The 19,820-nt window shown below is 70.9% G+C and carries 19 protein-coding genes and 1 pseudogene; 6 read left to right on the top strand and 14 right to left on the bottom strand.

The genetic code is table 11. The features are described from left to right. Positions 1–88 precede the first annotated feature (88 nt). Both ACZ7IF_RS17750 and ACZ7IF_RS17745 read right to left on the bottom strand, forming a co-directional pair. Positions 89–487: a VOC family protein gene (locus tag ACZ7IF_RS17750; protein ID WP_470972050.1), complete on the bottom strand. Its 399-nt coding sequence runs from the start codon at positions 485–487 to the stop codon at positions 89–91. Between the two features lie 425 nt (positions 488–912). Next, positions 913–1,689, bottom strand: a complete 777-nt coding sequence (locus ACZ7IF_RS17745) for a VOC family protein (RefSeq protein ID WP_470972048.1) — start codon at positions 1,687–1,689, stop codon at positions 913–915. A gap of 116 nt (positions 1,690–1,805) precedes the next feature. Here ACZ7IF_RS17745 and ACZ7IF_RS17740 point away from each other — a divergent pair, with 116 nt between their 5' ends. After that, complete coding sequence (locus ACZ7IF_RS17740; protein ID WP_470972046.1) at positions 1,806–2,819, top strand: helix-turn-helix transcriptional regulator; 1,014 nt, start codon at positions 1,806–1,808, stop codon at positions 2,817–2,819. A 27-nt stretch (positions 2,820–2,846) separates the two neighbouring features. On the opposite strand, the gene ACZ7IF_RS17735 is transcribed toward ACZ7IF_RS17740, so the two are convergent. The 5 genes from ACZ7IF_RS17735 to ACZ7IF_RS17715 form a co-directional block, all read right to left on the bottom strand. After that, positions 2,847–3,173: a TfoX/Sxy family protein gene (locus tag ACZ7IF_RS17735; protein ID WP_470972044.1), complete on the bottom strand. Its 327-nt coding sequence runs from the start codon at positions 3,171–3,173 to the stop codon at positions 2,847–2,849. A 271-nt stretch (positions 3,174–3,444) separates the two neighbouring features. Next, on the bottom strand, positions 3,445–3,603 hold the full coding sequence (locus ACZ7IF_RS17730) for a hypothetical protein (protein ID WP_470972042.1): 159 nt from the start codon (positions 3,601–3,603) through the stop codon (positions 3,445–3,447). A gap of 335 nt (positions 3,604–3,938) precedes the next feature. Next, the gene (locus ACZ7IF_RS17725) at positions 3,939–4,673 is read right to left on the bottom strand and encodes a dienelactone hydrolase family protein (RefSeq protein WP_470972040.1); all 735 of its coding nucleotides are present in this window, start codon (positions 4,671–4,673) and stop codon (positions 3,939–3,941) included. A 690-nt stretch (positions 4,674–5,363) separates the two neighbouring features. Continuing rightward, a complete protein-coding gene (locus ACZ7IF_RS17720) occupies positions 5,364–6,566 on the bottom strand; it encodes an MFS transporter (protein WP_470972038.1) in 1,203 nt (400 codons plus the stop codon). 27 nt (positions 6,567–6,593) lie between these two features. Continuing rightward, positions 6,594–6,923, bottom strand: coding sequence for a hypothetical protein (locus ACZ7IF_RS17715; RefSeq protein ID WP_470972036.1), 330 nt, complete (start codon positions 6,921–6,923; stop codon positions 6,594–6,596). Between the two features lie 395 nt (positions 6,924–7,318). Here ACZ7IF_RS17715 and ACZ7IF_RS17710 point away from each other — a divergent pair, with 395 nt between their 5' ends. Beyond that, positions 7,319–8,764, top strand: coding sequence for a class I adenylate-forming enzyme family protein (locus ACZ7IF_RS17710; protein WP_470972034.1), 1,446 nt, complete (start codon positions 7,319–7,321; stop codon positions 8,762–8,764). Here ACZ7IF_RS17710 and ACZ7IF_RS17705 read toward each other — a convergent pair. Together ACZ7IF_RS17705 and ACZ7IF_RS17700 are read right to left on the bottom strand one after the other, a co-directional pair. Beyond that, positions 8,746–9,471: an O-methyltransferase gene (locus tag ACZ7IF_RS17705; protein WP_470972032.1), complete on the bottom strand. Its 726-nt coding sequence runs from the start codon at positions 9,469–9,471 to the stop codon at positions 8,746–8,748. The genes ACZ7IF_RS17710 and ACZ7IF_RS17705 overlap by 19 nt on opposite strands. A 13-nt stretch (positions 9,472–9,484) precedes the next feature. Next, positions 9,485–10,624, bottom strand: a complete 1,140-nt coding sequence (locus tag ACZ7IF_RS17700) for an alcohol dehydrogenase catalytic domain-containing protein (RefSeq protein WP_470972030.1) — start codon at positions 10,622–10,624, stop codon at positions 9,485–9,487. Positions 10,625–11,654: 1,030 nt separating this feature from the next. Here ACZ7IF_RS17700 and ACZ7IF_RS17695 point away from each other — a divergent pair. Beyond that, the gene (locus ACZ7IF_RS17695) at positions 11,655–11,798 is read left to right on the top strand and encodes a hypothetical protein (RefSeq protein WP_470972028.1); all 144 of its coding nucleotides are present in this window, start codon (positions 11,655–11,657) and stop codon (positions 11,796–11,798) included. Positions 11,799–11,937: 139 nt separating this feature from the next. Here the strand turns inward: ACZ7IF_RS17695 and ACZ7IF_RS17690 are convergent, their stop codons facing one another. The 3 genes from ACZ7IF_RS17690 to ACZ7IF_RS17680 form a co-directional block, all read right to left on the bottom strand. After that, complete coding sequence (locus ACZ7IF_RS17690; RefSeq protein WP_470972026.1) at positions 11,938–12,909, bottom strand: transposase; 972 nt, start codon at positions 12,907–12,909, stop codon at positions 11,938–11,940. A gap of 31 nt (positions 12,910–12,940) precedes the next feature. Further along, positions 12,941–13,417 carry a GNAT family N-acetyltransferase gene (locus tag ACZ7IF_RS17685; protein WP_470972024.1) on the bottom strand — a complete coding sequence of 159 codons (477 nt, stop codon included), beginning with the start codon at positions 13,415–13,417 and terminating at the stop codon, positions 12,941–12,943. 99 nt (positions 13,418–13,516) lie between these two features. Next, positions 13,517–14,824 (bottom strand): S8 family peptidase, encoded by a 1,308-nt coding sequence (locus ACZ7IF_RS17680; protein ID WP_470972022.1) that lies wholly within the window; start codon positions 14,822–14,824, stop codon positions 13,517–13,519. A gap of 944 nt (positions 14,825–15,768) precedes the next feature. Between ACZ7IF_RS17680 and ACZ7IF_RS17675 the strand changes: the two genes are divergently transcribed. Both ACZ7IF_RS17675 and ACZ7IF_RS17670 read left to right on the top strand, forming a co-directional pair. Continuing rightward, on the top strand, positions 15,769–16,407 hold the full coding sequence (locus tag ACZ7IF_RS17675) for a ClpP family protease (protein WP_470972020.1): 639 nt from the start codon (positions 15,769–15,771) through the stop codon (positions 16,405–16,407). Between the two features lies 1 nt (position 16,408). Beyond that, entirely contained in the window at positions 16,409–17,011 is a 603-nt protein-coding gene (locus tag ACZ7IF_RS17670; RefSeq protein WP_470972018.1) for a ClpP family protease, read from the top strand. A 79-nt stretch (positions 17,012–17,090) separates the two neighbouring features. Here the strand turns inward: ACZ7IF_RS17670 and ACZ7IF_RS17665 are convergent, their stop codons facing one another. Beyond that, positions 17,091–17,531 carry a helix-turn-helix domain-containing protein gene (locus ACZ7IF_RS17665; protein WP_470972015.1) on the bottom strand — a complete coding sequence of 147 codons (441 nt, stop codon included), beginning with the start codon at positions 17,529–17,531 and terminating at the stop codon, positions 17,091–17,093. A 79-nt stretch (positions 17,532–17,610) separates the two neighbouring features. On the opposite strand from ACZ7IF_RS17665, the pseudogene ACZ7IF_RS17660 reads away from it, so the two are divergent. Then, positions 17,611–18,452: pseudogene (locus tag ACZ7IF_RS17660) on the top strand (transposase); the annotation flags it as partial. A 153-nt stretch (positions 18,453–18,605) separates the two neighbouring features. Here ACZ7IF_RS17660 and ACZ7IF_RS17655 read toward each other — a convergent pair. Then, positions 18,606–19,796 (bottom strand): MFS transporter, encoded by a 1,191-nt coding sequence (locus ACZ7IF_RS17655; protein WP_470972013.1) that lies wholly within the window; start codon positions 19,794–19,796, stop codon positions 18,606–18,608. Positions 19,797–19,820 lie beyond the last annotated feature (24 nt).

The raw sequence follows: 19,820 nt of genomic DNA, 5'->3' as shown, positions 1-19,820 counted from the left end.
TTCCTTTCTCCGCCGGTCGGGGCGGGCGTGCACTCCTGGGGCCGCCGTCTTGGTGAGCGCAGCCGCTGTGGGCGGCTGGCGGCCTGTGTCAGTGGGTGCTGCTGATGCAGAAGGGCTGGCCGGAGGGGTCGAGCAGGACGGTCCAGTGGTCCCCGCCCGGCTGGTGGGAGGGCTTGGTGGCGCCCAGCCCGAGGAGCTGCTTCTCCGCTGCCTGGGCGTCGTCGAACCTGATGTCGATGTGGAAGGCGAGTTCGTCCCTCGGCCAGGTCGGGGCTTTGAACGACGCGGCGGACCAGAAGACGTACATCATGTCGCCGACCCACACGGGGAAGGCCGCCGGGTTTCCGTCCTCGTCCCGGTACGGCTCGGAGACCTGCGCACCGAGGGCGGCGGCGTAGAACTTCGCGAGCTCGCCTCCGTCCTCGGCCCAGATCGCGTGCGACAGCACCTTGCCGTTCAGGGCGCTGCCTGGGTTTGTGTCGGCCATGGTTCTTCTCCTCTGTGGGTCGGACGGGCGGTTTCCGCCCTCTCGATTCGACTGTAACGGTCATATAGGTCAGATAATGTCCTATATGGCTCATGGTGGGATTAGTGATGCGGACCGTGGCGGCCTGACCACGCTGTTCTGGTCCAACGGCAACCCGGGGGCACCTTCCGCCTGGACATGGACGAGCGCCTCGACCTGGGGTCGGCCTTCGTCGCGCCCCGACCCCGCACACCGGCGGAGCCGGCGCCGCTCCGGTCGACCGCGCAGGCAAGGCCAAGGACTTCCAGGACCTCACCGGCCAGGCGACGACGAGCGTGATGCCCGTGGGTACGGCGAGGACGACTCCGAGTGGGACCGCAGCTGCCGGTGTCCGGGCGGGGATTGTCACGACCCGGGCCCGGGCGTCAGCGGCGCGCCCGGGCCGCTCAGCCCTGGGGCGGCAGGCTGAACAGGCCGATGCGGTTGCCGCGTGGGTCGATGAGACGGGCGAAGACCAGGCCGTAGGCGGTGCTCCGGGGCTCGTCGTCCACCCTCGCGCCCAGCGAGACGGCCTTGGCGACCGTGGCGGGCACGTCCGTGGTCAGGATGGAGATGATGGCGAACTCCGGTGCGTGCGGGTTGCCGCTGCGGTCGTAGGCGCCACCGGTGGGGATCGGGCCGCGGGTCCGGATGCCGTGGTACGGGGTGCCGACCGAGCCGGGGTCGTACTCGAAGCCCCAGCCGAATGCCGTGCCGTAGAAGGCCCGGGTCGCTTCCAGGTCGGTGGTGGACAGCTCGAACTGGGCCATGGCGCCGGGCTGCGGGAGCTGGGGAGACAGCCCGCCGACGGGAGCCACGAGGGTCAGCAGGTTGCCGCGCGGGTCCCTGATCCGGGCGCGGACCGTGCCGTCACCGTCCTCGGCCGCCAAGGTGACCACTGTCGCCCCCAGCTTCTGGAGCCGGGACGCATCGGCGGCCACGTCGGCGGACTCGACACGCAGGCTGATGGCCTCCTCGGTGCCGGCGGGGTGCTGACGGATCTGGCCCGTCGGGGCAAGGGCGCCCGGGGCCGTGATGCGGGTGAGGACGGCGCCGTCGGCACCGGAGGCGGGCTCCGGCTCGAAGGTCCAGCCCAGCCAGGGTTCGTAGAAGTCCTTGACGGCCCGGGCGTCGCTCGTGTCGATCTCGAAGCCGAAGACCATGTCCAGCGGGGGCGCTTCCATGACACGCTCCAAAACACTAAGGGGAGGAAGAAGAGGGTCCTCTTCCGGGGAACGAATCCCACGCTAGAAGCCTTTTAGGACAGCTTCTGTCACCCTTTCCTGGCAGGCTCACAGCCATGACCCAGGACCTGCCCGCCCGCATGCTGCGCCTGCTGTCCCTGCTGCAGACCCGCCGCGCCTGGACCGGCGACGAACTCGCCGACCGCCTCGACGTCACCCTGCGCACCATCCGCCGCGACATCGACCGCCTGCGCGAGCTCGGCTACCCCGTCCAAAGCACCACCGGCCGCGCCGGCGGCTACCGCCTGGCCGCCGGCGCCGACCTGCCCCCGCTGCTCCTCGACGACGAGGAAGCCGTCGCCATCGCCACCGCCCTGCGCACCGCCACCAGCGGCGTGAGCGGCATCGCCGAGAGCGCGGTACGCGCCCTGGCCAAACTGGAACAGGTACTGCCCACCCGGCTGCGCCACCAGGTCGCCGCGATCCATGCCGCCACCGCCACCGTCCCCTGGGACCGAGGACCCGGGGCCGACCCCTCCGCGCTGGCCGTCCTGGCCGCGGCCTGCCGCGACCACGAGATCGTCACCTTCACCTACGACTCCAGAAGCGGCGGTACCGCGCCGCGCCGCGTCGAGCCGCACAGCCTGGTCGTCGCGGCCACCCGCTGGTACCTGATCGCCTACGACACCGACCGCACCGACTGGCGCACCTTCCGCGTGGACCGGCTCACCCACCCCGCCCCCACCGGCCGCCGCGTCACCCCCCGCGAGCTGCCCGCCACCGACCCCGTCGCCTTCCTCGCCGCACGCATCGCAGCCGCCCCCGCCCGCTACACCCTGAGCGTCACCGTCCCCGCCGACACCGCCACCATCCTCGAGCGCACCCAGGTCCTACCCGGGCGCGTCCAGAGCACCGGCGCGCAGACCAGCACCATCAACCTGGCCGCCGACGCCCCCCGCCGCATCGCCCTCCAGCTCTTCGACCTCGCCCCCGGCCCCGGCAGCACCTTTCAAGGAAGCCCCGAACTCGCCCCGCACCTGGAGCAGTTCGCACAGCTCCTGCAGGACGTGGCCCGCGCGCTCACCACCAGCAAGCCGGACGAGCACGCTCCCACCACGAAGGACGACTGAGCGGCCGTCCAGCGTCAACCGACCAGGTCACTTGGGCGGCAGCTCAGCCGTCGCGTCCAAAGCCACCCGCAGCCACTCCTCCAGCGCGTCGTCATCCAGCACCTCCCCGGCCACGCACACCCAGCCCTTCGACACCCGCCCCTTGAACTCATACGGCCGCGCCCCGGGCCGCGCGAGCGCGTCAGCCATGTCCTCCAGTGCCACCCGCAGAAACAGATCGTCGCCCGACACACCGCCCAGCGTGTTGCCCTGCAACAGGAACGTGACCGCACCGAACACCTTCTTCTCGGCCACCGCGCCATCCGTCTCCAGCCGCTCCCGGACCCGCTCCGCCAACGCCTCGTCGTACGCCATGAACCGAACCTAACGGCACCCCCGGGCCCGCGCTCGCTCAGCACCGGGCCCCACCCCCACGCCCGAAGCACTCGCCGAACGGAAGCGCAGCGCCCCCAGGTAATGACGACCAGGGACGTCGTACGCACGGCCCTGGAGCGCGCGCCCAGGATGCAGGCGGCCCGGTGTACTGCTCCCAGCACGCCGGGCACCGGGACTGGCCCGTACACGCCCTATAGGCACGGGCCGCCCGCGCCCCCGACGAGAGACCTCTCCCCCGGGCGTCCGCCGGTCAGCCGGTGGGCTCCGCCTCGGTCCAGCCGAGGACGTCTTGCCGGCGGACGTCCTCGCCGAGGACGGCGAGCATGTCCGCCACCTCGGCCAGTTCCTGGACGTCGCCCGGGCCCTCGGCAACGAGCAGCCGCCAGACTGCGTGGGCGTTGCGGGCCACGTGCACCGGGTCCGCCGCAGGCCGGGCCCGCTCCCCCTGCCCGCGCCAGTCGGTGCGCTGGCCAAGGGTGAGCCAGGCTCGGGCGGTGAGGCCCGGGGCTCCCGAGTGAAGGAGCAGCTGTCCTGTCGCACTGCGGCTGTCCGATGGTGGACCGCTGACGAGCTGGGATGCCAGGTCGCTTGCGACCGCGGAAGCTCGGATTTCTCAAGCGACCTGGCTTTTACGGGACTCTCGTTCGCGGTAGAGGCGGGCCACGGCCACGGAGATATCGGTGTAACCCGCCATGCCGTCTGCTGGTCGTGGACCGCTTCAGGCTTGGCTTCCGGGCTGGAGCTTCAGCAGTTGACCAGGGTGCGATCCAGGAGGGGGAGCAGTCGATCCCAGTGGCGCTTCAGCCCGGAGGCGCTGAAAGCGTCGGTGTCGGACATGGTGAAGCCGTGGATGGTGCCGTGGTAGATCTCGGAGGTGTAGCCGACACCTGCCGCATCCAGGGCCTGGTTGAGCTCGCCGAGGGCCTCAGGTGTCATGTCGCCTTCGGCGTGGCCGAGGTGGACCTGGGCGGTGAGTTTGGAGAAGAGGTTGGCCCCGTCGACACCCACGGGGGCGTGGAACGCGGCGACGGCCGCCACATGGTCGGGGTGGGCCGCGGCGGTGCGCATCGCGTAGAGGCCGCCTATGCAGTAGCCGGTCACCGCGACCGGTCCGGCGCCGACCTCCGGCTGGGTGGTGAGGAACCTGAGGTAGGCGTCGGCGTCGCTCAGGACACGTTCGGCGGTGTGCGCCTCGATCAGGGGCATCAGCTGGGCGAACACCGCGGGCCGAACCTCTCCTCCGATGTACTCGGGAAGTTCGAGCAGCGGTGCGGGGCCGTGCCGGTAGAAGGAGTTGGGGACGAGCACGTAGTAGCCGTGCCCGGCCAGTTCGCGGGCCATCTCCCGCAGCACGGGCCGGATGCCGAAGCCGTCGGCGTACATCAGAACCCCTGGGTGCCGCTCGCTGTCGTCGGGGAAGGCGACGAAGGCGTCGGCCTGGCCGTCCGTCGTGGGAATCCGCAGCGTCTTGGTGGGCATGATTGCTCCTGTCGTGGTTGATGTGCAGAGCCTGTGATCAACACGACGGAGGCGGAGCCCGCGCAGCAGCGCAAGAGCCTCGATCAAACAGCGGGCCCAAACCAGCCCGTACGGCGCTCAGAAGAGCACCGGGTCACCGATCCGTGTGCGGCGCAAGGCCATCCCGGTATTCATAGCCGCACAGCGTAGCCCACCGGCAATGAGCCGACGCCAGCACTGCAGCCCGAGCGTATGCCTCGATTGGATGAGAACCGACACACGCCGCATGAGACACAGTGAGAATCCGACAGCTTCAGTGCGACAGGACAGCAGCCGATGCGGCCCTGTTCTCCCGAAGCTACGGCGAAGTGAAAAGTAGCTCTCTGTAATCAGAGTGACGCTCGGTCAGGGAGGGTGGGACGGGGGCCGGGGGCTTCGCCGGCCTGGAGAGCGCCGAAGTCGGCGCGAGCCTGCTCGACGGCTTCAGGATACGCCTCGCGCTTGGCGTGCTCGGCGAGCGCCCCTGGACTGGCAGCGGCACCAGCGCGTGCTCGCGGACCTGGTCGACGCCGACGGCCAACTGCCCGACATCGCACCCGGCGTGCTCATGGACGGCGACGACACGGCGAGTTGCTCCAGCAGCAGAAACAGCAGGCCACCTGGGCGTCGACTGGGCCCGGTAGAGGGGCTGGCATCCACCCACCCGCCCGTTCACACAGGCGGGTGGGTGGGCGGGCGGGTGCCGAAGGCCATGGCTGCGGCGATGGCGGACAGCGCGGCAAGCAGCGCGAACAGGGCAGGGTAGCCGCCGAGCGGCGGGGCGAGTCCTGCGCCGGCGAAGGGGGCGAACGCTCCTGCCGTGTAGGCAGGAGCGGCGAGGACGCCGGAGAGCCTGCCGTAGTGGGGGGCGCCCCAGCGGTCGATGACGGCGGTGGCTTGGAGGAGGGTGAGGTTGCCGCGCACGGTTCCTGACAGCACGGACAACAGGACGATGAGGGCGTAGGGGCCGGGCAGGAGGGCGAGGGCGGCGGTGGTGAGTCCTCCCAGGCCGATCAAGGCGGTGGTGCGAGCGGTGGCGCTGGTGCGGCGGACGAGGGCGGCGTAGAGCGTGCGGCCGATGGTCTGGCCGGCGCCGCTGAGTCCGAGGGCCCACGCGGCCTGGGTGGTGGTGTAGCCGCGTTCGAGCAGGAGCGGGACAAGGGCGAAGACGACGGCGTACATCGCGAACGCCGACAGCATGAAGGCGGCGGCCAGCATCCGGAACGCCCGTGAGCGCACAACGTGGTTGCTGTCGGCGGTCATGTGGGGTGGGGCCTGCGGTGCCGGGGGCCACGGCGCCTTCAGAGCGCGGGCGTGCGCCGGGATGGTCAGGACGGCCAGGACGGCTGCGAGCACAACGTAGGTGGTGCGCCAGGACAGGTGGCTGGCCAGGACTGCGGTCAGGGGTGCGAAGACGGTGGGGGCGAGTCCTCCGGCGAGGGTGACGAACGTCAGGGCGCGGACGTGGTCGGGGGCCCACCAGCGGGTGAGCGCGGTGAAGGCCGGTTGGTAGAGGGTGGCGGCCATCGCCACCCCGGCCAGAAGCCATCCGCCGAAGAAGACGGCCAGGTTCGGGGCGGCGGCCACGACCAGAAGGGCCAGGACACCGACGGTGGAGCCGGCCGTCATGACGGTGCGCGGCCCGCGGTGGTCCAGTACGCGGCCTACGCAGATGCCGGCGATGGCGGAGACGATCAGTGCGGTGGAGAACGCGGCGGTGGTCGCTCCTGCGGTCCATCCGGTGTTCGTGGTGATGGTGGGGTTGAGGACGGGGAAGGCGTAGTAGACGATGCCCCAGCTGGTGATCTGGGTGAGGCAGAGGGCTGGCAGGACGGCGCGTGGCCGTGGCCGCTCCCTGGCTTCGGTCACGGCCATGCTGGCCTGGGTGTTGGGCACGATGGTTCAGCAGCCGCCGCGGGAGGCGGGCGCGCCGCCGATGGTGACGGTGGGCGGGGCGGCGCGGCGGCTGCCTTCGTTCCGGTCGGCTGCCTCGGGTTGGTCGAAGAGGCCCGCGCCGTCGCTGACTCCGGTTTCAGGGAGGGTGGGTTCGACGCGCTCGGTATCCTCGTGGCCGTCGGTGGGGTGGACGGCGATGAAGCGGACCTGCTCGTAGCCGGTCGTGTCGAGGAAGGCCGGGGCGCGGTCGTAGGACTTCATGTCGAGGAGGGGGACGTCCTTCTGGGCCAGGAAGGCTCCCGCGGTGGCCAGAGCTGCTGTCGTGAAGGTACGCATGATCGTTCCAACGGTGCGCTGGGGATGGTTCGTCACGGAGCGTGAATGGTGGTCACCCGAACGGACGACCTGGTGGCCGGGATTCTCGTACTCGAGGCGGGCATTGCGCTGGGCCAGGGCCGCGGGGGTGCACGGGGAGCCGTTGGGCGACTGGTAGCCGGCGAGGCGCTGACGGTGCGGCGGGAACGGGCAGGGGTGTAGGCCTTGCCGTGCTGTCCGGGTCAGCCCCTGGTCGAGCGCGGTGTCCTCCGTGGGGCTCCGGTTCGGCACCGCCTCGTTCGCTACAAGTACTCGCATGCCGCCGCGCTGGTGGACCTGGACGGTAGCGCCGACTGGCCCCCTATACTCCGGCAAGTCCGATCTGCCGTGTTCAGCCTTTGCCATCGGAGCGTCCGGTGCGTATCACTACCGCCGACTATCTGTTCGACCAGCCGAGTGCGGGCCTGCTGGGGCTGACGCTGCCCGGGGTGTTCGCCGCCGCGGCCGAAGTCGCGCCGGATGCCGTCGCGGCGACCGACGGGAGGACGTCGTGGACCTGGCGGCAGTGGCAGGCCGATTCGCAGGCGTTGGCTGCAGGGTTGCAGCGCAAGGGAGTGCGGTCGGGTGACGTCGTCGCCATCCGGCTGCCCAATGACTGGCGATTCCTGACCGCGCACATCGCCGTGGCCTCCATCGGTGCGGTCATGCTGCCTCTGCCCCCGGCGCTTGAGACCTCTGACTTGCGTGCGGTGCTCGACCGCGTCGAGCCGGTGTTCGTCGTGGACACCGGCACCTGGGCGCGGTTGTTGGCCGACGGGACAGGCGAACAGCCCGGTCCGGTGACGGTGCATCCCGACATGCCGCTGCTGGTGCTGCCCTCCTCCGGCACCACCGCGGCGCGCCCCAAGCTCTGCCTGCACACCCACGACGCCTCGTTGTCCAACACGGCGGCGATCGCGGCGGACGGACTGGTCACCGAGGCCGACGTGCTCCTCAGCGCCCTTCCGTTCCGTGGGTTCACCCTGCAGCTGATCCACCTCACGCTGTTCACCCGCGCCCGCCAGGCCCTGCTGTCCCACTGGGACGCCGACTCCTTCCTCGACCTCGCCGCCCGTACAGGCGCCACCGTGCTCTACGCGGTGCCCGCACAACTCGGTGACCTCGTGCGCAGGCTCGACACCCGCTCCGCCGGCGAGGTAGCTCTGCGCTGGGTACGCACGGGATGCGCCTCGGTGCCGGCCTCCCTGGTCGAGGACCTGCATCGGATCACCGGTGCCCGTGTGATCGTGCAGTGGGGCATGTCAGAGGTATGGGCAGGCACCTACACACGGCACGACGACCCCGATGATGCGGTGTCGACCACCATCGGCACCCCCGTCGCCAGGGCGCGGGTACGTGTGGTCGAGGGTGAACTCCAGCTGCGCGGACCGTCGATGTTCCGCGGCTACCTGGGCGAGCCGGAGCTGACCGACGCCGCGGTGACCGACGACGGGTGGCTGCGCACCGGCGACCGTGCCGAGATCGACGTCGACGGCCGGGTGCGCTTCCTGGGCCGCTCCAGCGAGATGATCAACGCCGGTGGGCGCGAGTTCCCCGCCCGCGAGGTCGAGGACCTGTTGGCCCGCTTCGGCCGGGTCGTCGTGGTCTGCCGCCCGGACGACCGGCACAGGGAGTATCCGTGTGTGGTCGTCGACCGGCCCGACGTCACGCTGGCGGAGGTCGCCCAGGCCCTGCGCGCCGTGGGCCTGGACGAGTACAAGATTCCGCGCGAGTTGATCACCGTCGAGGAGATCCCGCTGACCTACAGCGGCAAGATCAACCGCAGGCTGGTCACCGAGATGCTCTACGAGCGAGCCACTTGAGGCTGGGCTGCGCCGTGGCCCGTTCCGCCACGACCAGGCGCGTCGGCCACGCGCCGGGCCAGGGTGAGGCCATCGGCGATGTTGAGCATCACCAGGTCGACCCGGGGGTCGGTCCGCGCGTGCTCGTTGAGGGCGTGCACCCCCGCGGCCTTGCTGCCCGGCTCCGGGCGCACCACCTGGCCGGAGAACAGACTGTTGTCCACGACGAGCAGACCGCCGGGCCGTAGCCGGGGTACGAGTTCCGCCCAGTAGTCGAGGTATTCCGGCTTGTGGCCGTCGATGAAGGCCAGGTCCAGATGCGGGCCGGCGGGCATCGCCCGCAGGGTCTCCAGCGCGGGCCCGATGCGCACCTCGATCCGATCGGCCACCTCGGCCCGCTCGAAGTGGGGCCGGGCGATCTCGGCGAACCGGGAGTCGATCTCGCACGTGACCAGCCGTCCGTCCGGAGGCAGTCCGCGAGCCAGGGCGATGGCCGAGGAGCCGGTGAACATGCCGACCTCGACCACCGAGCGGGCGTTGGTGAGCCGGACCAGGAAGGTCAGCAGCGCTGCCTCCTCCAGCGGCAGCGTCATGTGCGCGAGCTCCGGCACGGCGGCGCGGGTCTGCCTGGCCAGCTCCGTCAGCAGCTCATCGGCCGCGCGGCCGTGGTGGAGCAGGTAGCCCCGGACCTCCGGGGTGTCGGCCACGGTTTTGTGTCCAACCAGCACGGCATCTGTCCTTTCAGTGGTCATTGACCCGGACGATCGTCTTGCCCGCCGAGGTGGCGGTCGCGCCCCGGGCCAGTGCGGCCGGAACCTCCTCGAGGGACAGCGTTCCGCCGACCAGCGTGGCGGGGTCGAGCCGTCCGGCGAGGAAGAGGTTGAGCAGGTAGGGGAAGATTCCGCCGCAGTGTCCGCGGGCGCCGATGAGGCGTGCCGCGTGGGACACCCAGGGGTTCGAGTCAAGGCGGGTGGCCGTGTCGGTGCGGGAGAGCAGCAGACACCGGGCTCCCGGACGCAGGTGGCGTTCGATGACCGGCAGGGTGACCGCCGGGTCGCCCGAGGCCTCCACGTGCACCTCGGCATCCAGCAAGGAGGTATCCGGCGGCGGGGCCTGGCCGTCCGTGGGGCTCAGGCAGGCCGAGAAGCCGAGCCGTTGCGCGAGTTCCCGGCGGCCGGGCACCGGGTCCACCCCGACCACCCGGCTCGCCCCGCCGACGTGGCACAGCACGCCGGCGAACAGGCCCAGCGGCCCCAGGCCGTGCACGGTCACCCTCTCCCCCGGTCGAATCCCGCCGCCCTCGACGAAAATCGCGTTGTACACACAGCCCAGCGGTTCCAGCAACGCACCAGCCAGCAGCGTGTCCTGACGGCTCCAGCCGCTGTCCCGCAGCAGGGACAGCCGGTGGCAAGCGGTCTCGGGCACCACGACGAAGTCGGCCAGCGCGCCCGGAGCGGTCAGCCCCGTCAGCACCACGCGCTCGCACTGGTTACGGCGGCCGCGCAGGCAGGTGTCGCAGGTGCCACAGGCCAACACGCTCTCCAGCGCGACCAGGTCACCCCGGCTCACCCGGGTCACCAGCGCCCCGGTGCGCACGACCTCGCCGGAGGCCTCGTGGCCAAGTACCACAGGCAGGCTGATCGGACCACCGAACACCGAGGTGTTGTCCGGCCTGAACCGGCAGGCGTCGGTGTCGGTGCCGCAGATCCCACACAGAGCAACGCGGACCAGCACCTCGGTCGGACCGGGCACGGGGACGGGCATGCTGACCAGGTCGAGCCTGCCAAAGCCACAACCGTCGTCCGGAGCGGACAACCGCAGGGCCCTCATCTCGGTCCCGACCTCGTCGCAATGCACGAGCTCCGTCAACGTGCTGGCCATAAGGCGTCACCCAGCCTTCTCGGTGCGCGCGGCCACACCGGCTCCGGGCCGACTCGCATCGGAACCCACGCTCCCACCCCCGTTCAGCCAGACACCGCCCGTCGCCGCATCCACGGTCGGGACGCAGGGCTGCCCCAGGCCGGAACCCGCAGCGTCCGCCCCGCCCAAGCCAAGCTCGCGCCGCAGCAACGAGACCCGTGCGCAATGGGATCGGCCACTTCTGCCAGCAGCCGTGAACAGCAGCGTCGGGATACCCACCGGCGCCACAGAGAAGGCGATCACGTCCACACCGCGATCCTGCTGCACAGTGATCCACAACCACAGCACAACCGACCCCCTTCACCCCCTGGACAGCCAACAACCTTCGTTCGGGTGACAACACGCACCACCACGAACCCGATCCAGCTCGCGCTGTGGGCTGGGCACGGGCCGGTCGTCGTGTTCGCCACGTACGCCTCCCTGGTGGACCGCGAGGACATCGACGCACCCGAGGGCCAACGGAAGGTTCGCGGGCGTCGTCTTCGACGGCGACGACGTCGGCAAGTGGCTCCAGCAGCAGAAGCAGCCGGCCACCTGGGCGCGGCTGCTGCCCGAGCAGCAGGAGCGGCTGACCAGGCTCGGCGCACAGCCCGACCTGACGCCCCCTCCAGCCCCTGCGGCCGGTCGCGCGGCGAAGGGGCCGGGCGCAGCAGGCGTTCCAGCGGGGCCTGGCGGCGCTCGCGCAGTGGGTAGAGCGGGAAGGCGCGGCGGGTCAGGCAGGGGTGTCCTGCTCGGTGGCCGGGCTTTCCTCGGCGGCGATCTGCGCTTGGACCTCTGCGGTCCAATGAGTGGTCACCCAATGCGATGTGGGACCGGTTCGAGCGGCTGATGCCGGCCGATGCGGTCCACAACCGGCAAGGCCGATCACCGCCGCGCTCTTGGGGCCCATCGCGTGGAAGTGCCGAACCAGTCGCCCTGACGGGACCTGCCCCACAGGCTCGGCCCGTTCCGGACCGCCCACGAACGCCTGGTCAGAGGAGCCGTCGACGGCATGCGGAAGACGATCCTTGCCGCCGTCCTGTCAGCGGCCGACGCTGACGACAAGATCGACTGGATGGTGTCGTCGGACTCCACCACCGTACGTCCCACCAACACGCCGCAGGCGCACGCGAATGGGGGCGACCAGAACCGGTAAGCCCGCCGACGGACGCGCACCCGGCGGGCGGACCGGCAAAGTCCGAATCGCCGCGGACGGCGGTCACGACCTGCGGCGTCTTACGACCCCGGGGGTAATTGGAGTCCGGACATGTCGACCTGACGGTTCGGCTGGTGGATCAGCTGGCTCTGTCGCGGACGAGGACGAGTTCAGTGCTGGTCCGGCGGCGGGTGGGGCGCCGCGCGGAGCGGTCGGAGACCAGGCCGGCGATCGCCAGATGGGTCTCGGCGTAGGTGTCACGGCATCCGGTGAAGCGTCGCAGGGGCGCCCATTGCCGCAGCTCGGCGTTGGTGTGCTCGATGCAGATCCGGCCTGAGGACTGTCGCCGCTGTGCCTCGTGCCAGGCCCGCTTCTCGCCGTCACACGCGTCGTCCTTCGGCTTCCTCGGCGGGACGGTGACCTGGCCGGGGAACTCCTTGGCCAGCCCGGCATAGCCGGCGTCGGCCTGGGACTTCACCGACGGGTGAAGCCTGAACTGCTCGGCGATGCCCTCAGTGCCCACGGCGGTCTGGTCGTGCATTCGGCCGGGCCGTACGACGCCGGACAGCAGCATCCGGCCCTGTCCGTCGCTGAACGTGGTGGTCTTGATCGTGTTCTGCTTCCGCTTGCCACAGACGAAGGCCCGGCGTCCGGGGCGGCCCGTCTGCGGGCGTCTGACCTGGGTCTCGGCTCCGTCGAGCCGCAGTTCGACGGCCTCGGCGTAGGCGAAGACGTCGGCCAGCGTCCGCAGTCGTACCCCGGGCCGGTCGGGCGCCGCGAAGCCGCGTGCCGCGAGCAGCGGGCGGACCTGCCGGATCGCCGCCGAGACGGTTGAGCGGTCGACGTCGAAGAGCTCGGCCAGGGCCTTGTGCGGCAGCTGATGGCGCAGGTGTACCAGCGTGAGAAGCAACCTGTCGTGAAGAACCAGCTTCGGCTTGCGTCCTGCCCCGGCCGCCCGCTTGCGTTCACCACCCCGCGCCACGCGCAGCGTGGACTGTCGGGCCGCCTCCCACGGGTCGGCGAGTTCGGCGAACAACTCGCCGAAGTGTGCGCGGGAGACACCAGACAGGGCAGGATGGGAGCAGGTCGTGCGGGCCCAGGTCAGCTTCACAACTCACCTAACCCGCACGGCCCTTCTCACGTCACTGCCGACCGGCCCCGTCGGCACTTCCTCCAGGTCGCAAGTCAATGGGGTAGTCATAGCGTATGAACCCCTTGAAGCTCGCCACCTTGTCGTACAGTGCGCGGGCGGCGGTGTTGTCCTCCTGAGTGGTCCAGTAGAAGCGGGATGCCCCCCGCTCCCGCGATGCATCGGCCACCTTCTCGATCAGCATCCGCGCCGCGCCTCGGCCGCGTGCCGCCTCGTCGACGAAGAGGTCCTGGAGGTAGCAGCTGTCTTCCATCCAGAACGTCGGGTGGAACAGATAGTGCGCGATGCCGACCAGCTTCCCTTTCGACCAGGCGCCGATGCCGTGGAACTCGGTACCGCCCCGTAGCCGCTGCCAAGTCTCCTCGTAGCCCTCGTCTGGCACCGTGGTGCGGTAGAACGCCTTGTAACCGCGCGCCAGCACTTCCCAGGCGGCGCGATCCTCCTCACGCAACGAACCAATGTTGATCACGACTGCCCATCCTCACCCGAGAGCCTCAGCTGGTCACTCACGATCCTGACTACCTCGTCGCGTTCGACGCCAGGGCCACTTCCCAAACACTGGCTACATTCAGCGGGTTCTATATCGCGGCAGGGCAGCACGTCCGGACCTCAATTTCCCCCGGGGTCGTTGGAGGCCGGCGGTGTACAGCAGACAGTTCGAGCTGCCCTTGGTGACGTTGGTGACGGCGTCCTTGGTGCACTCGAATGTGAGCCAGTCGGCGACGTCGGTGGAGGTGGCGTTGGGGTTGGCGGCGTTGAAGAGGGCGGCGACGCCGGCGGTGTGGGCGGCGGCCATCTGGGTGCTGCTGCGGACGGCGCTGCCGCCGGCCGCGGAGGCGGCGGTGATGCCTTCGCCGGGGGCGTAGATGCTCTGGCAGCTGCCGCCGTTGGTCAACGAGGATTCTTCGTCGAACTTGTTGGTGGACGCGACGGTCAGGACCTGGTTTGCGCTGGCCGGGGAGTGGCCGCAGGCGTCCGCGGCCTGGTTTCCGGCGGCGACGACGGGCAGGACGTTCAGTCCGGAAGCGACCTGGGCGGCGGTGTCGACGAGGAGGTTCTTGGAGAGGACGACGGAGACGTCCATGATGGCGGGCTTGTTCTGGAGGCGGGCCTGGGCCGCGACGTAGTCCATGCCGGCGATGAGGCCGGCGGCGGTGCCGGTGCCGTTGCAGCCCAGGACGCGGATGGCGACGAGCTTGGCCTGGCGGGCCACGCCGTAGGTGTCGCCGCCGATGGTGGAGGCGACCGCGGTGCCCTGGCCGTAGCAGTCGGCCTGCTGCTGCCCGTCGACGACGGCGTTGAACCCGCGGGTGGCACGCCCGCCGAACTCGGGCAGGTTGATGTTGATGCCGGAGTCGACGACGTAGACGGTCACGTTGGACGTGTCCTGGGTGACGTTGAACTGCCCGTCCCCGGTGCCCAGTCCTGTGTCCCAGTTGTCTTGCTGGTCGATGCGGTCCAGGCCCCAGGAGAGGGCCGGCAGCGCGGCCTTGGCACTCGCCGCGGGCTGCGCCTCGGCAGGCGCCTTGGCGGGGTCGGCGCTGGTGACGCTGTCCTCGGTGACGGCGGCCACGCCGGGGGTGTTGCGGATCTTGGTCACCTGGGCCGGGGTGAGCTTGGCAGCGAAGCCGTTGAGGACGGTGCTGTAGGTGTGCAGGGTGGTCACACCGGGGAGGGCCCGCTTCGCCACATCGGCAGGGCTGATGCCCTTGTCGAGGGTGCCGATGTACTGGCCGGCGACCGCGTTGGCGCTGGCGTTCAGCGGTGCGGGCTCGGCCCGCACGGCGGTGCGGGCCTCGGCGGATGCGAGCGGGCCCACCGTGAGAGCGGCGGCCACGATCAGCGCGGCGGAGCTGTGACGCAAGGTCGAACGCACTTCGGCTCCTCCGATAGGCACATGAAACGGACAGGAGCAGCGCCGGGCAGCCGCGCAAGGCGACGGGCCGGCCGGGCACGGTCGCGCGGGCACACTCGAGTGCCAGGGCGCCGGGACGGTGGACAGGGCCCGCGGGTGTGCAGGGGGTGGCGGGGCGGACCGCTGGGGCCCGGCCCGCACAGCGCGTGCTTGGCGGGCTCTTCAGTGAGCCGCTCCCGGATCGCTGCCGGGGCAGCGAAGGCGCAGCGCCCGCACCCTGGCCTGGTGCGAGTGGTCACAGGGGAGACCCAACAGCCTGCCAGTAATGCATGTAAAGAGGACGAAAGAGGGTGGCTGCGCCTTGGCGCCGGATCGTTTCCTCCCATACGAAGAATGGATTCTCTTCCGACAACGTCCGGCCTGGACATCAAGATCGAAATTCACCCGCCCGGCCGGTGGTACACGTGGCGCGCCCTGGGTCAGCGCTGCTGGTCTGGCGGCCCTGCGGGGGCCGTTGGCCCGCGGCGGGCCCGGCCGCCCCAGCCGCCGAAGACACTCGGTGATATCCCGCATCCACGTGCCCCACAGCGGCCCGGGCCGGCCGTGAACCCGGCCCGTCGCCCTGCTGGCTGACCGCGCCTCCTCACCCCGCGCGATCCGCTGTCACCCGCGACGGCGCGGAACCCACGCGGCCATTCCACGGCCCGCACCCCGGCCGGAGTCGTTCCGAGGAACTCTGCGGCTGCCCCGCTACTACGCAAGCCCGGACAACAGGACGTGCGGGTTCCGCGGCGAACACCTTCAGGAATCCGCGAATAGCGCCCGCCCGCCGGCCGCCGCGGCTACCAGTGCCGTGACGTCGTGTCCGCCCGTGGCGGATCTGCCGGGGGCAGAGGAACGGCGTCCGGGGGGTTCCCGGGGTCAAGAGTGGAGTCGACGGCATCCCGCCCCGACAAGGAGAAGAGATGACTCCCCTCACCATGCTCGCGCCCCGCGCGGAGGAGGGCGACACACTGCCCGGCCACTTCGACGACCACCTCGCGGCAAGGCTGCTCGACCAGCGGATCGTCCTCCTCGGCACCCAGGTCGACGAGGTGTCGGCCAACCGGGTGTGCGCGCAGCTGCTGCTGCTGTCGGCGCAGGATCCGCGCTCCGACATCAGCCTGTACGTCAACAGCCCCGGCGGGTCGGTCACCGCGGGTCTCGCCATCTACGACACGATGCGGCTCATCCCGAACGATGTCTCGACGCTGGCGATGGGCTTCGCCGCCAGCATGGGCCAGTTCCTGCTCACCGTGGGGACGCCCGGCAAGCGGTTCGCGCTGCCGAACGCGCGGATCATGATGCATCAGCCCTCGGCGGGCATCGGCGGTACCGCCGCGGACATCGAGATCCAGGCGGAGAACCTCCAGTTCACCAAGAAGGCCGTCGAGCGGATCACCGCCCAGCACACCGGGCAGAGCGAGGAGACGATCGCGCGGGACGGCGACCGGGACCGCTGGTTCACGGCCGAACAGGCCAGGGAGTACGGGATGGTGGACCGGGTGGTGGAGTCGCTGGCCGACATCCGCCCGGCCACGCCGCGCCGACGGACGGGGCTGTGACATGGGGTCGTACACGGTTCCCTACGTGATCGAGCGGACCGCGCAGGGCGAGCGGTCCTACGACGTCTTCAGCCGGCTGCTGAACGAGCGGATCATCTTCCTCGGCACCGAGATCGACGACGGGGTCGCCAACGTGGTCATCGCGCAGCTCCTTCACCTGGAGTCGGCGAGCCCGGAGCAGGAGATCTCGATCTATCTCAACTCGCCCGGCGGATCGTTCACTTCGCTGATGGCGATCTACGACACGATGACGTTCGTGCAGGCGCCGATCTCCACCTTCTGCGTCGGTCAGGCGGCGTCTACGGCGGCGGTGCTGTTGGCGGGCGGAGATCCCGGGCGACGGTTCGTGCTCCGGCACGCGCGGGTGCTGCTCGGCCAGCCGGCCAGCGGCGGCCGGCAGGGGACGGTCTCCGACCTCAGCCTCGCGGCCAAGGAGATGGTCCGCATCCGCTCGCAGGTGGAGGAGGTCCTGTCCCGGCACACGCACCACGACGTGGCGACGCTGCGCGCGGACATGGACCGGGAGAAGGTGCTCACCGCCGAGGAGGCCGTGGCCTACGGGCTCGCCGACGAGGTGCTCAGTCGACGGTTCGCGTTCGTCTGAGCCCGCGCGGCCGTGGCCGAGGGCCGGCGAGCCGGCCGGTACGGCGGGGCGCGCCCCGCCGTACCGGCCGTCGGCCCGGTCAGGCGGCGAGGCAGAGGCCGTCGTACTGCGCCGTGGGCGACGTGGGTGACGTACGGCCCCGGACCGGCCGGCTCCGGGCGTGCCGGGCCAGCTCGTCACCGGCGAGCAGGAGCAGGTCGGCGAGGCCGAGCCCGAGGGCCTGGGCGGCGGCCGCGAGCACCTCGGAGGACGCCTCCTTGCGTCCGCGCTCCACCTCCGACAGGTACGGCATCGAGATCCGGGCCGCCTCCGAGACGTCCTTCAGCGTGCGCTCCTGGGCGAGCCGCTCGCGCCGCAGCACGTCGCCGACGAGGTCACGCCACAGGGGCTCCCTCGGCGCGCGTGGCTGTGGACCCCCCACGGGCCGCCGCGGGGCGCCGGCCGGCCCGCCGGAACCAGGCGACGGGGCCTGCGGGCGCAGGGAGATGACGCGGGACTCGTTCGGCGCGTGAGTGCTCATCCCCTCACCCTAGGGATCCGGGGCGCGGGGGGAAGGGAGTGGCCTTCTGCCCTGGGTGAAGCCGCGCCGGTGCCTGGGCAAGCACCAGATGGTGCCCGGCTGGCCGTACTCGATCGTCGCCGCTCTGGAGACCGGCCGGACCTCGTGGACGGCGCTGTTGGACGCGATCCGGCTGGAGCCCGGCGCCGACGTGGCCGCGGTCACCGCCGGACGGGTCCGCGACGTCGTCGGACGGCTCCTGGACGCCGGACAGTGGAGGGTCGGCGACCCGAGCATCCTGGTCGTGCTGGACGCGGGCTACGACGCGCCCCGCATCGCCCACTTCCTGGCCGGCCTCCCAGTGGAGGTTGTGGGGCGGCTCCGCTCGGACCGGGTGATGCGCAAGCCCGTCCCGGCGCCGTGGATCTGCCCGCCACGGGGCGGCCGTCCGCCCAAGCACGGCGGCGAGTTCGTCTTCGGTGACCCGGCCACGTGGGGCGAGGCCACCACGGTCACCGTCACCCACACCGACCGGTACGGGGCGGCGACCGCGCAAGGCCGGGACCGGCTCCACCCAGGACTGACGCGCCGAGCCGCCCGGCTCGACCACCAGGGCCCGTTGCCGATCAACGAAGGCACCGTGATCCGCTTGACGGTCGAGAAGTTGCCCAGCGGCGGGGTGAACAAGCCCGTCTGGCTCTGGTGGTCCGTCACCGGCGCCACCACGCAGGACGTCGACCGGTGCTGGCAGTCCTTCCTGCGGCGCCTCGAGCTGGAACACACCTTCCGGCTGCTCAAGCAGACCCTCGGATGGACCCGGCCCAAGCTGCGGGACTCCGGAGCGGCCGACCGATGGACCTGGCTCGTCCTGGCCGCGCCCGCCCAGCTCCGCCTCGCCCGCCCCTTGCACGGGACCTCCGCCGGCCGCGCACTTCGCCGAGCTGAAGGCCGGCCCGGGGGCGCCCGGCCTGGAAGCCTGCTGGCGCAGGAACAGCCTCAGGGACTTCCCGGACGGACAGGGCTTCGGGTCCGCCGTGGCGAGCGATTTGGATCGCGTGCATGGCGGCCTCCCTTGCGAGGTGAGTGGACGGGGAATCAGGCGGTGATCGAGGCTTTGGGTTCGGCGTCCTTCCCCGACGTCCGTGTCCGGGGCAGGACGAGATGGGTCAGGGCCAGTCCGATCAGGCTCAGTACCGCGCCCGCCAGGCCGGTCCAGCGCAGAGCGCCGGCGGCGACGATCGCGCCGCCGATGACCGAGCCGGCTGCGGCTCCGAGATTGAAGGCGCCCACGTTGACGGAGACGGCCAGGTTCGGCGCGGCGCCCGCGTGGTGCAGGATCAGTCCCTGCAGCGGGGCGATGGTCGCGGTGGCGAGCAGGCCGAGCACCAGGACTGCTGCCATGGCAGTGGGCTGCCACATCACGGCGAACGGGACGAGCAAGAGCGTCCCGGCGAGCCCGCCGAAGACCCCGCGCACGGTGGCGCTCATCGACTTGTCGGTCAGCTTTCCGGCGGTGAGGTTGCCGAGGAGACTACCTGCGCCGTAGGCGATCAGCAGGCCGGAGACCGCCGTGGCGGAGAAGCCGGAGACTCGGGTCAGCAGCGGGGCGATGTAGGTGAACACGGTGGCGACCCCGGAGAAGCCCACCGCGGTGGTGGCGATGGCCAGCATGACCGGGCGACGTGCCACTACGCGTATCTCGTCACGCAGTCGCGTGGACGGTGCCTCCTGCCGGGGCAGTACGGCGGCCATGAGCATGGCGCCCACCAGGGAAAGAACGGTCAGCACGGCGAATGGAGCCCGCCATCCGGCGCCCTGCCCGAGCAGTGCCCCCAGGGGCACTCCGAGGAGCGTGGCCACGGTGAAGCCGGAGGCCACGGTGGCGATGGCCGAGCCCCTCTTCTCAGCCGGGACCACCCGAGTCGCCGTCACCAACGCCAGGGCCAGGAAGGCGGCGTGACTGAGCGAGGACACCACGCGGCCCACCAGGAGCAGGCCGAACGACGGCGCCACGGCGCTGATCGCGCTACCCGCCGCGAACAGCAGCATCAGCCCGATGGCGAGCCCCTTGCGCGGGAGACGCGCGGTCAGCAGGGCCATGAGCGGCCCTCCGATCACGACGCCGAGCGCGTATGCAGTCACCGCTTGTCCGGCGGTGCCTACGGAGACGTCCAGATCCTCGCCGATCTGGGGCAGCAGCCCGGCGATCAGGTACTCCGAGGTACCCACGACGAAGACGCTTGCGCACAATGCGGAGAGCGTCGCGAAACCCTTGTTCACCTTCATGCCGCAGACGCTAAAGTCTCACAC

Source organism: Streptomyces sp. NPDC037421 (assembly GCF_055602105.1).
This window is presented reverse-complemented; position numbering and strand designations above follow the sequence as displayed.

Excerpts from the sequence above, each read along its gene's own strand:
- ACZ7IF_RS17665 (WP_470972015.1), bottom strand. The coding sequence starts at position 17,531 with ATGAGCACTCACGCGCCGAACGAGTCCCGCGTCATCTCCCTGCGCCCG.
- ACZ7IF_RS17725 (WP_470972040.1), bottom strand. The coding sequence starts at position 4,673 with ATGCCCACCAAGACGCTGCGGATTCCCACGACGGACGGCCAGGCCGAC.
- ACZ7IF_RS17670 (WP_470972018.1), top strand. The coding sequence starts at position 16,409 with ATGGGGTCGTACACGGTTCCCTACGTGATCGAGCGGACCGCGCAGGGC.
- ACZ7IF_RS17700 (WP_470972030.1), bottom strand. The coding sequence starts at position 10,624 with ATGGCCAGCACGTTGACGGAGCTCGTGCATTGCGACGAGGTCGGGACC.
- ACZ7IF_RS17675 (WP_470972020.1), top strand. The coding sequence starts at position 15,769 with ATGACTCCCCTCACCATGCTCGCGCCCCGCGCGGAGGAGGGCGACACA.
- ACZ7IF_RS17735 (WP_470972044.1), bottom strand. The coding sequence starts at position 3,173 with ATGGCGTACGACGAGGCGTTGGCGGAGCGGGTCCGGGAGCGGCTGGAG.
- ACZ7IF_RS17745 (WP_470972048.1), bottom strand. The coding sequence starts at position 1,689 with ATGGAAGCGCCCCCGCTGGACATGGTCTTCGGCTTCGAGATCGACACG.
- ACZ7IF_RS17720 (WP_470972038.1), bottom strand. The coding sequence starts at position 6,566 with ATGGCCGTGACCGAAGCCAGGGAGCGGCCACGGCCACGCGCCGTCCTG.
- ACZ7IF_RS17695 (WP_470972028.1), top strand. The coding sequence starts at position 11,655 with ATGCGGAAGACGATCCTTGCCGCCGTCCTGTCAGCGGCCGACGCTGAC.
- ACZ7IF_RS17715 (WP_470972036.1), bottom strand. The coding sequence starts at position 6,923 with ATGCGTACCTTCACGACAGCAGCTCTGGCCACCGCGGGAGCCTTCCTG.
- ACZ7IF_RS17740 (WP_470972046.1), top strand. The coding sequence starts at position 1,806 with ATGACCCAGGACCTGCCCGCCCGCATGCTGCGCCTGCTGTCCCTGCTG.
- ACZ7IF_RS17655 (WP_470972013.1), bottom strand. The coding sequence starts at position 19,796 with ATGAAGGTGAACAAGGGTTTCGCGACGCTCTCCGCATTGTGCGCAAGC.
- ACZ7IF_RS17750 (WP_470972050.1), bottom strand. The coding sequence starts at position 487 with ATGGCCGACACAAACCCAGGCAGCGCCCTGAACGGCAAGGTGCTGTCG.